The 14,109-nt window shown below is 56.3% G+C and carries 14 protein-coding genes; all 14 read right to left on the bottom strand.

The genetic code is table 11. The features are described 5' to 3' along the window. Positions 1-59 precede the first annotated feature (59 nt). A complete protein-coding gene (locus ACC569_RS07025; RefSeq protein ID WP_372522793.1) occupies positions 60-1,094 on the bottom strand; it encodes a glycosyltransferase family 4 protein in 1,035 nt (344 codons plus the stop codon). After that, a complete protein-coding gene (locus ACC569_RS07020; protein ID WP_372522792.1) occupies positions 1,091-3,247 on the bottom strand; it encodes an NAD-dependent epimerase/dehydratase family protein in 2,157 nt (718 codons plus the stop codon). The genes ACC569_RS07025 and ACC569_RS07020 overlap by 4 nt, the downstream gene beginning before the upstream one ends. A 198-nt stretch (positions 3,248-3,445) precedes the next feature. Continuing rightward, the gene (locus tag ACC569_RS07015; protein ID WP_372522791.1) at positions 3,446-3,964 is read right to left on the bottom strand and encodes an NUDIX domain-containing protein; all 519 of its coding nucleotides are present in this window, start codon (positions 3,962-3,964) and stop codon (positions 3,446-3,448) included. Continuing rightward, positions 3,934-4,923 carry a GDP-mannose 4,6-dehydratase gene (locus ACC569_RS07010; RefSeq protein WP_372522790.1) on the bottom strand — a complete coding sequence of 330 codons (990 nt, stop codon included), beginning with the start codon at positions 4,921-4,923 and terminating at the stop codon, positions 3,934-3,936. Before ACC569_RS07010 ends, ACC569_RS07015 begins: the two co-directional genes overlap by 31 nt. A gap of 48 nt (positions 4,924-4,971) precedes the next feature. After that, on the bottom strand, positions 4,972-5,631 hold the full coding sequence (locus tag ACC569_RS07005; protein ID WP_372522789.1) for a class I SAM-dependent methyltransferase: 660 nt from the start codon (positions 5,629-5,631) through the stop codon (positions 4,972-4,974). Positions 5,632-5,642: 11 nt separating this feature from the next. After that, the gene (locus ACC569_RS07000) at positions 5,643-6,518 is read right to left on the bottom strand and encodes an NAD-dependent epimerase/dehydratase family protein (protein WP_372522788.1); all 876 of its coding nucleotides are present in this window, start codon (positions 6,516-6,518) and stop codon (positions 5,643-5,645) included. Further along, positions 6,511-7,815, bottom strand: a complete 1,305-nt coding sequence (locus ACC569_RS06995) for a nucleotide sugar dehydrogenase (RefSeq protein WP_372522787.1) — start codon at positions 7,813-7,815, stop codon at positions 6,511-6,513. Before ACC569_RS06995 ends, ACC569_RS07000 begins: the two co-directional genes overlap by 8 nt. Further along, a complete protein-coding gene (locus tag ACC569_RS06990) occupies positions 7,812-8,744 on the bottom strand; it encodes a Gfo/Idh/MocA family protein (RefSeq protein ID WP_372522786.1) in 933 nt (310 codons plus the stop codon). Before ACC569_RS06990 ends, ACC569_RS06995 begins: the two co-directional genes overlap by 4 nt. 12 nt (positions 8,745-8,756) lie before the next feature. Continuing rightward, the gene (locus ACC569_RS06985; protein WP_372522809.1) at positions 8,757-10,307 is read right to left on the bottom strand and encodes a PfkB family carbohydrate kinase; all 1,551 of its coding nucleotides are present in this window, start codon (positions 10,305-10,307) and stop codon (positions 8,757-8,759) included. Positions 10,308-10,312: 5 nt separating this feature from the next. Then, complete coding sequence (locus tag ACC569_RS06980; RefSeq protein ID WP_372522785.1) at positions 10,313-11,311, bottom strand: NAD-dependent epimerase/dehydratase family protein; 999 nt, start codon at positions 11,309-11,311, stop codon at positions 10,313-10,315. Continuing rightward, positions 11,308-12,306 carry an NAD-dependent epimerase/dehydratase family protein gene (locus ACC569_RS06975; RefSeq protein ID WP_372522784.1) on the bottom strand — a complete coding sequence of 333 codons (999 nt, stop codon included), beginning with the start codon at positions 12,304-12,306 and terminating at the stop codon, positions 11,308-11,310. The genes ACC569_RS06980 and ACC569_RS06975 overlap by 4 nt, the downstream gene beginning before the upstream one ends. Before the next feature lie 49 nt (positions 12,307-12,355). Next, a complete protein-coding gene (locus ACC569_RS06970) occupies positions 12,356-13,096 on the bottom strand; it encodes a transaldolase (RefSeq protein WP_372522783.1) in 741 nt (246 codons plus the stop codon). Between the two features lie 12 nt (positions 13,097-13,108). Further along, on the bottom strand, positions 13,109-13,684 hold the full coding sequence (locus tag ACC569_RS06965; protein WP_372522808.1) for a D-glycero-alpha-D-manno-heptose-1,7-bisphosphate 7-phosphatase: 576 nt from the start codon (positions 13,682-13,684) through the stop codon (positions 13,109-13,111). Between the two features lie 19 nt (positions 13,685-13,703). Further along, positions 13,704-14,109, bottom strand: a 406-nt coding sequence (locus ACC569_RS06960) for a sugar isomerase (RefSeq protein WP_372522782.1), incomplete at its 5' end; no start/stop codon positions are given.

The following is a 14,109-nucleotide window of genomic DNA, read 5'->3' as shown; positions in this document are numbered from 1 at the left end:
CTTGCTGCATTCCGCTATTTTCCGTTCCTTGAAACAATATTCATTATAGACAAGTAACCCTAAAGAGTTTCCGCCTTATTCCCCCGGACTGCAAGCCGTCCGACCCAGAAAAAAAACAGAAGATACGCCACGGCCCAGCCGGAAAACGCGGCGAGCTGAATTTGAGCGGGCGCGCGCAAACTCCACAGAGACGTTACGGCACACCCAAGCATAATGGCATATTCGAACAACACTGTTTTGCGATGACCCCACCCCGCCTGCACCAGGCGTTGGTAAAAATGGGACTTGTGCGCCTGCCAGATTTTATCTCCCCGCAGAAGACGCCGAAAAAGCGTGACCGTGGCATCAACGATGAAAGGCGAGAACACGAGAAGCGCGATCCAGAAAGGGAAGATGCCGTCCCTGGCGCCCCACAGGGAAAGCGTCGCCGCCAGAAGGCCGAGCGTGGAGGAGCCGACATCGCCCATGAAGATGCGCGCCGGTGGAAAATTGAAAAAAAGGAATCCCGCGGAAGCGGCCGCGATGATCAGGCTGACGGCCAGAAATGCATCCTGCCCGGCTGTCCAGCCCATGACGGCAAAAGTTCCAAATCCAAACACCGCCATGCCACCGGCAAACCCGTCCATACCGTCCATGAAGTTATAAAGATTCAGCATCCACACGATAAACAGCAACGTGAAGCTGACACCGATCCAGTACGGTAAGGACAGCTCCAGCCCGGGAAATTCCAGGTAGCTGATGACAAAGCCGCCATATACCATGAGTACCGCGGCTAACGTGTGGACGATAAAACGCAAGCCCGACGGTAGTGTTAAGCGATCATCGATATAGGAAACACCTGCGACAAGAAGGCTCGCCCCCCCTATCCACCCATAGGCGAAAGTCGGAGACTGGCCAAGCCAATAAATAGTGGCAATTCCGCACACATAGACCGCCGACAAGATCGCAAGTCCGCCGCTGCGTGGAGTTGGATGCGTGTGCAAGGAACGATCGTTGGGCTGATCCAGGATATGAAAGCGCGACGTCGGATCACAAAAGCGCTGCGTCAGCAACAATGAAATCAGAAAGGCCGCCGCTGCCAACAAAATGCTCATGGCCTTTCAGTCCTTTTATATTCATCCACCATTTCGCGCAGCCCGTCCTCCAAAGACCGCGTAGGCCGATAACCAAGTTCCATCTTGATTTTCTCGCAGCTGTAGCAGGCCGAACCTGTTAATTTATCCAAGACCCCGGAATCGAATACGAAACTCCCGCCGCGAATTTTTCCGATTACATCGCCTATTTTTGCCATCGTGCGCAGCAGACCGATAGGGATGGTCCATCGTGGTACCGGGCGTCCCAGTGCCTTGCATACAGCAACATAAATTTGATAGGTGGAATAGACCTGATCGTCGGTGACAATATAGGTCTGCCCATGCGCGGCTGAATTCTCCGCGGCAAGCCGTAGGGCTTGAATAACATCATCGACATGCAGCATGGAGCGCCTGTTGCCGGTCTCCGGCAACGGCGGGAACCGGCCGCGGTCAATGGCTGCGATCATGCGCCATATATTGCCCCGGTTATCACGGCCATACACCAGAGGAAGACGCAGGTTGCAGACGAGCATGCCATGCTGCTTGCCCGCTTCCAGCACCAGCCTTTCAGCCTCCAGCTTGGCACGGCCATAAGAAGATACAGGCGCGGTGGGGCTTGATTCGTCCAGACAGAACTCACCAACTTCTCCCATCGCCTTGACGCTGCTCACGAACACAAAACGCCGAACACCCGCCTTACTCGCCTGCGCGAGCAAGACGCGGGTCCCCTCTACTGTCACTTGCCAGTGCCCGTCCTCCGTTGCGCCATCCGATTCGGGACCGCTATAACCAGCAAGATGAAAAACCGTATCCACTCCTGCGCACATACCGTCGAGAGTCTGCGGCCGATCAAGATCACCATGGCGCTCAATCACTGTGTTCGCAGACCATGTGGTACGCCGGGCGCGCGAACCATGGCGCACGAGCGCATGCACCACCTTGTTGCGTTCGCGCAGCGCCTCGACCAGTCGCCGGCCGATGAAACCCGTTGCGCCCGTGACAAGCACAGCGGGTCGGTCAGTCTCACCAGACGCGTGCGATGAAATTTTAGGAAGCGGAGAACTCAGACCGTAGGAGGTGGCAGTGGCACAATCACTGTGTGCAGTGCCAGCAGTAACCGGTATGACAGCATCAACAGGCCGCACGGGTGGGTGGGTGTGAAGCTGGACCGGCCGGTATGAGGCCGCCGCCAGCTTCGCAGCGAGCGTCGTCTCGGTCTCCACGCGCACAACCTCAGGTAGCATACGCTGTATCAATGCACGCGCAACGTGCAGCCCGAAGCGCGTCCACACGGCGACCGCGACCAGCGCCATCAACGGCAGCGGATACTGATGTCGAAAAAACTTGCGATAAAAACGCACCATCCCTTTGTGTTTGTGCCACTCGACGAAGATTGGCCGCCCCTGGCTGCATGTCCCCTTGTAGTGCACGACTTCCACATCCGGCACAAACAGAATCTGCCAACCGGCTTGGCGAAAACGCATGCACCAGTCGAGATCCTCGCAATGCATGAAGTAACCCTCATCCAAGGGCCCGACCTGCTCCAGTGCCTCCCGCCGCACCAACATGAATGCGCCGGAGATCGCCTCGACCGGGACCGGGCTGGAGGGCAGCGGCTTGCGCGTGAGCACGAAGCCACGAAAATACGGGTGATGTGGAAAGAGCCGATGTAGGTACAGCACGCGCACAAGACTTCGCCATGGTGTGGGTACCGCACGCCGGCAACCCGCCTGCTCGGAACCATCGGGGTTGCGGATGAGGCAACCCGCCATGCCCGCATCGGGGCGCGTCTGCAGTGCCTTCGCCATACGCTCCAAGGTGTCTGGTTGAATTAGCGCATCCGGATTGAGTACCAGAAGATAATCGCCGCGCGCCTGCGTGAGCAGGAGATTGCAGGCATGGGCGAAACCGAGATTACGGTGGTTCTCGATGATGTGCAGACGCGCATCACTTCCAACTGATCGCCGCAATAGTTCAAGGCTGCCGTCCGTGGAACCGTTATCGGCAACTAGGAGCTCCACCGCGACACTCGAGGCCAGCACCGAGCGCACCGACTCGGTGAGCAGCGAGCCACCGTTGAAATTGACGATCGTGACGGAGAAAAACGGAAGGGGCTGCGGACGCCGCCCGACTAGCTCCGCCTCCTGCTGCCTCCATCGCTTTACTGCTCGCATTGGCTAATCGTTTTCCTTCATTAAATGGGTCTTCGCGTAGAAGAGACAGGGCGTCTTAAATAGTTGACGAAGACGTTATCAGTATCAACGCTTGCGAACCATTTCTCATGGTACCTTTAGCCGTGTGCTGGCATGACTATTACTACAAAGGATTCAAAGGATTGCCAACTGTTCTTCTAGTAGATCGCTGTGCAAACTTCACCGCTGGAACAATTCTCGTTTGTAATGTATCCAGATGGCAAAAGCATCGTAGGGCGTGACGTATGGTTGTGACAGGATTTCGGTCGCGGAAAAAGCGCGAAACTGGGCTCCTTCGTGCAGCACGAACCGAGAATAAGCCGTGGCGCTGACCAGCACCTCATAATAGATGCGGAACACCGCCTTCTGACCGAAAAATCCGAAATCGAAGTCGAAGCGCGTGAACTCACGTGCTTCAGTGAGCATAAACTCGAGTTCTTCACGCAACTCTCGGCGTAAAGTTTGCTGTGGCTCTTCCCCGTCATCAACAGCGCCCCCGAAGCAACCCCAATGGTCCGGGAAGAAAATATGAGGCACTGAGTCTCGCAGCTGCATGACGTAGCGCCCGTCCTCCAATATCAGGATAGCCGCGACAGCGTTGGCTGGTTGCAACCGCCCGACTGCGGTCAGGAATAGAGGGGATTCCAACTTATTACGCCGCAGACGAATCAGGCGCGCAACACGTAATCCATCGGCCAATCACGCAATTGGTCGAGATACTTGCGTCCCCAGTCGACCATCTCCCGCAAACCCTCCTCCCAACCGATTTGCGCTTCCCAACCCACATCGCGCTTGATCGCGGCGGAATCTATCCAATAACGGGAATCCTGCCCCAGCCTGTCCTCGGTGATCGCGCAGAGCTGCTCGAATGGAACGCCGAGTGCGTCGGCGGTTAACTCGACCACACGGCGGATAGAGGTTGGCTCTTTGGGCCCCGCATTGTAAACCGTGCCCAGTGGCGCCTTTTCCACGACCAAGTGGATCGCCCGCGCCAAATCGCGCGCATGAATAAACGATTTCTCCGCCTTGCCGCCACCCTGCAAAGGCAACTTACGGCCAGTCAGCCCGCAGATCACCGACTTTGGTATCACGCGGTGCAGGAGCTGTCCCGGGCAATAGGCATTGGAAGGACGAATGATATTCATCGGGAATTTCTGAAACCGGTGAACGGAGATCAAGTACATGTCAAACGCCGCTTTTGATGCAGCATAAGGGCTGGTCGGCTGGATAGGTGCCGTTTCCTTTGCAGCGACATCAACAGAACCGTAGAGCTCGGACGTGCCTATCTGAATAAAGCGCTCCAGATAATCTCGCGACATCAATTCCTCGCTCAATTTGGCTAGCGCCATCGAATTGGTCTCAAAGAAACGCCATGACTTCTTCCACGACACGGCGCCCTCACCTTGCGCCGCATAATTGATGATGACTTGCGGCTTCTCCTTGTCGAGCAACTCGAGAACCGAATCCATCTCGTAAGTAATATGATAGGCGTGATACCTGTAGTTCTTGCGTTTTTCAACGTTCAGCGAGAACGGTTCTGGGCGTAACGGATTACGTCCTATGCCAATCACCTTCTTCGGATCAGCATGGTCGAGCAGGTAAAATGCGGTGTGAATCCCGAAGGAACCGCCGGCGCCAAGTATTGCATAGGTTTTCATCAAGCCTCCCGATATAGGTGAGATATCATGATTAATTGTGCATAGCAGTCATTCTTCCAGAACAGTCCAATACCAGTCTCCCGTATATCGCGCCTCCTTGAAGACCTGCAGCCATCCTGGTGGATAATCATGAAACTTGGCGGTCAGCACCCATTTCGAAAACAGGTCACGCTGCTCGGGAGTATAATACGAATCGACCTGTATGAAACCACGACCGGGCGCGAGGCGCTGAACCTCCCGAACCGCGCGAATTGCGCCTTCTCTGTCGAAGTTGTGTATGGTATTGATCGAAATCACCGCGCTGAAGCTGTTGTCCGGAAAGGGCAGCTTATCGGCGCTGCCCAGATGCAAGCGGCCCACGACTTCAGATTCGCAATGCATGAGTGCGTACTCCGAGATGTCCAGCCCAAATACCTCGAGCCTAGGGCACACTTTCATCAAATCCTTCACCAAAAAACCCTTGGCACAACCAACATCCAGCACCCGGTCCCCTGGCTTGAGCTTGAAATGCCGGATAATGTCCTCGGCGATCAGTAACCAACGCCCGTCGTAGCGATAACCACCGTAACCGACCTCACGTGGACCGTCGAAGTATTGCTCACCATACTGGCGAGCGATAGAAACATTCTCGGCCGTTTGGGCCTCATGGCGCTTCTGAATGTTGCGCTTGGCCTTTGGCAGTCGCGCTAGTAAATTGACTTCAGGCATCGGTATTTTCTTCAGCTACCGCGCTTGGCGATTTCGAGCCCGTCCGCCAGTCTCGTGTAGCGAAAGTTTGGAAAAGCCTTCAGAGAATCGGTGATGTCGAAAAAACGATGCAGTAAGTGCGGGCGCGGCCCCGGGCGAGGTACGTTTTTCACCGGAACCCGGTTGCCGAACTGCGCGGCCACCATGTGCGCGATGTCGCCGAAAGAAGTCGATACGCCGGTAACCGCATTCAGCGCGCCGCGGCTGCGATGTGCAAGGATGAGTTCGACCAGAGCTGCGACATCGTCGACCAGTATGTGATCGCGCCGCTCCTCGCCTTCACCGAAGATGGTAACCGGCTCGCCCTTTTCGGCCTGCCGCCGGAAACGGTTGGGGCCATAACCATTGTGCGGATCGTTCGCGCCGTAGATCAGTGTCGGACGCAGCATGGCAACCGGTGCCGCTGTTGAGCCGCGTAGCATCAGCTCACGCGCTGCGTGCATCATGCCGTGCAGCGTGGATGGAGCAGTGTACGAGCTTTCGTTGACCGGATTGGCATCGTCCGCATACACGGCGTCGGAACTGATATAAACGAGATGCGAAATGGGATTGGTAGTCAGTGCCGCACAGACTGCTTCCGCCATCCTCAAATTCTGCATCAGCATCGACACCGTCTTGACTGGCGCAATCGCCGAAACCATCACCACACTATCCTGTGGCTGCAGAAAATTCGCCAACTTTTCGACCGCACCGTCGCTCAGGAGATCGAGCTGTTTGCGGGTCAAGGCCAAAGTGTTGGCCCCGTTGGCAGCAAGCTTCTTATAGATCGCTCCACCAACAAATCCCCCCGCGCCGATGATTACTGCGCGAGTGGGTTTGACGGGATGGGTGTTCAAGTGTTCAAGCATGGGCGTCGTTACCGGTTGTGCCACGTGATGGTGGCACACCGATGGTAAAATACTCGAGGCCGGCAGCCGTCACCGCTGCGGCTTCCAACACACGATAGGGATCGATCACGGCACGCCCTTTCATCGAGCGCGCCAACGCCGTTACCGACAGCTCACGGAATTGAGGCCACGGCGTCATGATGACCAGCGCATCCGCACCGCTTGCCGCGTCCAGCCCGGAGCCGCAAGCGGTCACCCGCCGGTGTAGGGCTGCAGTTGCCGGCACCACCGGGTCGTACAGCCGCAATGGCCATGCGGCAAGGTGCTTGATCAATGCCAACGAGGGAGAGTTTTTGGTGGAGTGTGTGTTCTCCTTATAAGCGAGGCCGAGCACGGCAAGCACCGCGTCCGGCGCTTGCGAGAACACCTCCTGATGCAGGGTCCGCAATACCCAGTCTCGGCGGTGGGAGCTGTTGTGCACAAACGCACGAATCAGCCCGATCTCGCTGCCGGTCGCTTCTGCCAGTCTTGTTACAGTGGCGAGGTCGCGCTCCAGGTTGCCACCGGCAAGACCCAGACCGGGCGTGAGATAAGCGTGTTGCCCGATACGCTTGTCGAGCCGTAACGCCGGAGCAATCTCGTGCCAATCGGCGCCGATGCGTTCGCTCAATTCCGCCAGTGTGTTGGCGACCGTCACCGATGCCACAAGACAACAATTGATCGCGATCTTGGCAAGCTCCGCGCTCTCGTAGCGCATCGGCAAGACCGGGCAATTGAAAGCCGAGAGAAATTCCCGATACGAGAGAGGTAGATCGCTTGCTGGGTCGGCGCAGCCGACGATGATACGTTCCGGATGCAGGGCGCGCTCGACCGCGCGACCGAACACCAAGGTCTCGACCTGATAATACAGCCTGTCCCTCGGCAACGGCAGCGTCCGCGTGAAGCCAGGCGGAACCTGGCACAACACCACCAGCGATGCGCGCTCTCCGAGGTGGCTGATGACGTCATCAATCAATCTTTGTATGCCCGCGAGATCGCTTCTGCCTCGATCATCAGTGGGCACATCGGCTGCAATATAGACTTGGTCACATGCAGACAAGCTTTCCAGCTCGGCGGAATAACTAAGTAAACCAGAGCATTTCCTCATAAGTTCAGGCAAGCCCAGCTCGACCACCGGCAACTTCCCCGATTCAAGCTGAGCGACGAGTTGTCGGTCCGGGTCATAGCACACCGTGCGGAAACCGCGGCCGGCGCAGGCAGCGGCAGAATTGATGCCGAGATGGGTCATTCCGGCAAACCCGACCACCGGTTTGGTCATCGCACAGCTTCCTTCATCGCCGCCTCGCCTAGCCTGCGCAGCAGGCGATTGAGCCACAAATCATTCGACAAGTCGGCCGGTTGACTGCTCTCACACAAATCCTTGAAGTGAGCATATTCAAGCGCCCAGGTCGGATCGTCTTGCGTCAACGTCACCGTCTCTTCCGGCGGTCTGCCGGATGGCAGAATGCGCCAGCGATGGGTGAACGACGTCGGTCCCCATTTGCACAGTGAGCTAATATGCGCTGTGCCTTTCTCGGCAAATATGTCGCAGGTGAAATGATTGCGCCACGACAGCAGAGTCATCTCGAATTCGAGCGAGGGCACGCAGCGTTGTGACATGATTACCACGTGATCAGGGGCGCTGTTTTCGTAACTATTCGAGGATATCACCTCGAAATCGTCGCCGAGATTGCCGAACCAGAACCTCACCGTGTCCAGCAGGTGCGAGCCGAGATCCGGCAGCACGCCCGCCCCTTGGTCGCGCCACGCCGAATCACGCACGAGCCGCGCAGTGCCATTGCCATAATACATGCGACAGCGGTAGATCCGGCCGAGTTTGCCAGACCGTATCAGCTCGCGCATGCGTACATAATGCGGTTCAAAGCGATGGTTGTACGCCGTGTAACAAACGACCCGCTTGGCGCGGGCCAGAGTTTCGAGTTCCCCGATCTTCGAGTCGTTCGCGGCCCACAGGGGCTTTTCGACCAGCACATGCTTGGCGTTGTCGAGGAGGTAGAAGAGAACCTCTATCTTGGGTTCGTCGGGTATACACACCAGGGCGGCGTCGTAGCTTGTGAGCGGCACATCCTCGACCCTCTTGTACTGCGCTTCCGGGTTCACTGGATCCACAGCCGCGACGAAATCCTCCCCGGCGTAATTGCGGCGTTTATATCCCTGGATCCCGAGGCCGACAACGATGATGCGCATCGTGCACTCAGTTCAATTGTAATTCACTTGGCGCTCGGCGACATCAATCTTGCGACGCACGTCGTCGGGTGTGATCGGTATGTTGCCGTCGTGTTCGCACTCGCACGCCGCCGCCATCGATCCGAGAATGGTCGCCACGGCGTCGGAACCGGTCGCTAACTTTGACAGCGTCGCATACGCCAGCAACGCGTCCCCAGCTCCGACTGCATCCACCGCCTGTTCGACAAAGCTGTCGATGACAATGAAGGAATCAAGAGAACGATGGTCGCCGCCGCGGCAGGTCAGTACTCCGCGCTCGCCGAGTTTTAGGATCAGCGTCTTGCATTGCGCCGCATCGTACAGCGCGGATGCGAGTGGGCGAATGCCCGTGTCCTGATCGCCCAGCGCGAACCTGGCCTCGCGCTCATTGGGTGTAATGAGATCAAACTTCTTGAAGTCCGTGATGTTACCCCAACGGCTCGCCACCTGGCTGTCAGCAACCTTGTATGCGCCTTGCGGGATCGCAGAAATTAGCTTGGGAATTGTGCGGCGGTTGAAAACACCGTGACGGAAATCGCTGAAGACAACAGCGTCGGCTGGCATTTCGGCGATCGCGCCGCACAGTTTCGCAACGATTTCGTCGGAGATGGAACGGTTATCCAACGTATCCAGCTTGAGCAGCCGGTAACCGCCGGCGATGAAGGCGTTCTTGTTGGTCGTAGGGCGAGTGGCATCAATAACCGGTCGGCAGTCCACACCCGACTTGGCCAAACCGTTCAGCACGAAATCCCTGAGCGCATCGTCACCTAGCACCGTCGAGAACACGACCTCCGCACCGGCGGCACGGAGATGTTCGGCAACGATCGCGGCCCCGCCAATGTAGTCCTTTCGTCCCTCATAGAGCACACTCATGGTCGGCGTCTTGGTTTGGCCGCCGATCATCGTGGTCTGGGTATAGCTGTCAACGATGGTGTCACCAACGACATGCACCCGCTTGCCCCTCAGTTTTTCCAGCGCGTCACGCAAAGTGTCAAACGTTATTTCCTCCGAATCCATCACCGTCAAGAGCTTCTCGGGCTTAATGGCGGGCGGAGCGAGTTCGATCAGCTTGCTCGACGAATAAACGATGTCACCGGGGGTAAAAATGATCTCACCGCCATAGGAACGCAAGATATCGGCCTCATCCTGGGTCTTCGCCGGTACCCCGTTCGAGGTGTACTCATAGCCCTTGGCGAAGAAATCCGGCTGCAGGCTGGCGAGATTCTTAAGCGGTGTTGCTTCGGTGTCGATAACCACGTAATCGACTATTTCGAACGCCGCCAGGTTGAGGGCGCGCAAATTCTGCGGCACGTGTGGGCGGTGATGCCCCTTGCTAATATGTACATCGGCGGTGAGGCTCGTTACCAGGATTTTCGCCTTGCTCTTGGCGTAGATTAAATGTCGCAAATGACCGGGGTGCACCACATCGAACACGCCATGACACAGGATGACTTTCTTCTTGCGGGGGCGCAGACCGATGATCTGGATCAGCTCGTCGACAGTCTTGATCTTGTGCCGGTACTTCTGCATCAGCGAAGACAGCATTTTATTCAGCTCTTCCCTAGATATTGAAACCAGGTACTGGTCGCCTTGGCGATCGACTCCGGATCCCATAACGGCGCGTCGCGCCATACTTCAATGTCCTTCAACATCCGGGCCACGCCTTCCTCGAAAGGAACCCGCAACCGCCAATTCAGATCCCGGGAGATTTTCGCGATATCCGCCCACGTGCAATCCGGCTCACCGGGACGCTTGGGAATGTATACTTTATCGCCGCCGAGCAGCTCGATCAAACGGTTGACCGATTGCGGGCTACCGGCGCCGAGATTCCAGATCTCGCCGCTCTTGTCGGTCTCGGCCGCAAGGCGAAAAGCTTCCGCTACGTCGGTCACATATAGAAAGTCGCGCTTTTGCGTACCATCGCCCACCACCGTGTACGGCTTGCCCGCCAGTTTCTGCTTGAAGAACACGCCGAACACCGCGCCGTACGCCCCCGTAGTACGCACGCGGGTACCGTAGGCATTGAAAATGCGGATGGAGTTGACTGGCAAACCGTAGACCTTATGCCAATGAAAGCAGGCCTGCTCACCCATATACTTGCTGAGTGCATACGGATACTGGGGTGCGATCGGGTGGTCTTCGCGCGTCGGGGTCGCGGCAAGCCCATAACAAGATGAAGAAGCCGCGTAGACCAGCTTGGCCACTTTGGCATGCCGCGCACATTCCAGCACGTGCACCGTGCCCTGCACGTTCGCTGACATGTACTCCATCGGCTGCTCTATCGAGGGCACGATATCGCCGATACCGGCAAAATGGAACACATGGCTCGCCCCATCGAACAACTTATGACCGGGGTTGAGGTCCCGCACATCCGCGCGCTCGAAGCGGAAATCGGGATTGCCGGCGATGTGAGCGAGATTGCTTTCGCGTCCGCATACCAGGTTATCCACGACACGGACCTTGTAGCCATGTGCGAGGAGGTTATCGGCCATGTGACTGCCGATGAAGCCTGCGCCTCCGGTGACGACGGCTACAGGCTTATTACTCATTTGATGCCGAACCGCTTCATACGCTTGACGTTGAAATAAATGTCGTCGGTCAAGCTGTTCGGCAACTTGCCCGCTTTGAATGCCTTGCACAGGCCGCGAACCGCGTCCTCGATCGTATACTTCGGTCGGAAACCGATCACGCGGGCAATCTTGTCGGAATTGATATGATACGAACGTATGTCGTCAGTCGGGGTGGTGACGATCTCAATCTCGCCTTTTTCGGGAAACTCTTCCTTGACCACTTTGCGGACGATCTTGGCGATTTCCATGATGCTGAGATTCTGATACCCGGCATTGAACGTCTGGCCGGCGATCTTCTCATCGGGCAGCTCGAGCAACAGCTCATAGAGATCGCACATATCCTGAATGTGGAGATTAGGACGTAACTGGGTTCCCCCGAATACCGTGATCTTATTATTGTTGATCGCGTGGTTAGTCAGGATGTTTACCGACAAATCGAGACGGGTGCGTGGGCTGTAGCCGCAAACTGTCGCGGGACGGATGGTCACACAGGTAAATCCGGATCCCTGGTGTTTCCACAGCAGTGGCTCGCACATGCCTTTGTATTTGTTGTAGAGTGACAGCGGAACCAGTGGATGGTCTTCGGTGACGTCCGGTTTGTCCGACACGCCGTAGACGGAACTCGAGGAGCAATAGATGAAGCGCTTGACCCCCGCTTTCTTCGCGGCCATCACCATCGGTTCGAATGCGTCGAGGTTGACGCTGGTGCTCAGTTTCTCATCGAGCTCGAAACTGGCGTCGTTCGAAATACAGGCAAGCGAGATAACCCCCTCGATATCCTTAAAAGCGGCGGCAAGCTTCCCCGTATCCCGGATATCACCTTCGATCAGCTTGAGGTTCGGATGTTTCGGCAGATAGTTCTCGTACCAGAATGTGTCATAGACCGTTATGTTGTAACCCGCATTGAGAAGCTGCGGTGTCAGTACACATCCAACATAGCCAGCCCCTCCCGTGATCAGGATATTCTTAAGCACCTTATGATCCCCTTTCTAAAAACTCAATGAATAAAATATCAAAGCCGCCTCAGACGTCAGCCGTTACAAAAGTTTCGATCGTGTATTTCGCGGCAGCGGCATCTCTGTAAAACATGTCGACCGTTTCAAGCGAGTAGGAACTCAAGTCTTTCCCGACTAAAGACAACTTTTTCAGGACATCATTGGTTACGGTAATGATATGGCAGCCAATCGAATCCGCTTGGAAAATGTTGAGCAACTCGCGTGGACTGGCCCAGATCAGCTCCGCCTTAGGTCTTGCCTTCATGATTTTTACGGCTTGCGCCATCAACGGTACCGGATCGCGCCCGGTATCGGCAATGCGGCCGGCAAACACGGAAATTATCGCTGGAGTCTCAGGCGCCAAACACTCGGTAACCTGGCGCACCTGATCGAGCGTCATCATGGCCGTTACATTCACCTTGACCCCCGCTTTCGACAGCCGCTTGATCAGTGGACCGGCAAACTCCCCACGCGTATTCGTGACAGGAATTTTGACATTGACATTGTCACCCCAGGAGGCGATCTCCATTGCCTGCCACTCCATTCCGTCGAATTCGTCGGCAAACACTTCGAACGATATCGGCCGGTCTGGCACAGACTCCAGCACCTTGCGAGCGAACGCCTTGTAATCTTGCACCCCGGCCTTGCGCATCAGGGTCGGGTTGGTTGTAAAACCCTTGATAAGGGGATTCGAATACATCTCCTTGATCCCGTTGAAATCGGCACCGTCGGCGAAGATCTTCACTTTCAGGTTCGAAATGGAGGCCATGACTTTACTCCTTTAAAGTGCTGTGGTGGGGGAGAACTCCATTAAAGCGTTGGGGACTTGGGTGAGAATAACCTGACGCGCTTCGGCAAGGGAATGCACCACCATGTCTGGCGCGTCCACGGAACGTTCCTTGTAGCCATAATCGATAAAAAATGTAAAGCAGCCGGCAGCCTTACCGGCGCTGATGTCGCGCCAACGGTCACCCACCAAGTAACTGCGGGTAAGATCGATGCTATGTTCGCGTGCCGCATCCAGCAGCATACCCGGTTTGGGTTTGCGGCAAGCACAGCCGTCAGCTTCGATGTGATAACAAGTCTTGATGTCGTCAATGAGCAACATTTCCCGTAACTTCCTGTGCATTGCTTCCACGATTTCCAGGGGCTGAATGCCGGTGGCGACATCAGGCTGGTTGGTAACAACCACGATTAAAAAGCCGGCTTGATGCAAATCGGCGATAGCCTCCCTAACACCCGGCAGGATTTCGAGATCCTCGATTAACGCCGGCGGATAAGACTTACCGTCCTTGACGATAGTCCGATTTATTACGCCGTCCCGATCGAGAAATACCGCCTGTCTCGTCATGGCCATTACCACGGAGTCAATGTCCTTACCACTTCGTTGCCCTCTGCTGTAACGCCGGGTGAGAGACAATACAGTGCCAAACCACCGCCTGGAATGCCTCGGTATGAGGGGTCACCCGCGAGGCATCGATGGTGGGTATCACGATCACGTGATCACCCACGTGTTTCGTATAGCCCCCGTCGCGTCCCACTACGCCGAAAATTTTCATGCCTCGCGCTTTCGCCTCTTTCAAGCCGGCAACAATATTTGTGCTGACGTTTTTCTCGGCATTGCCACCCCCGACCGAAAACACGAACACGGCGTCATTCTGACTTGCCCTGCTGGTCTGTAGCCAGGCAGCAAACACCGTGTCCCATCCTTCGTCATTGGTTCTTGCGGTCAGCTCGGATACGTTGTCCACCGGCGTATAAGCCTCGATACCGCATAACTTG

It is taken from the genome of Sulfuricaulis sp., from assembly GCF_041499725.1.
Lineage (GTDB): Bacteria > Pseudomonadota > Gammaproteobacteria > Acidiferrobacterales > Sulfurifustaceae > Sulfuricaulis.
This window is presented reverse-complemented; position numbering and strand designations above follow the sequence as displayed.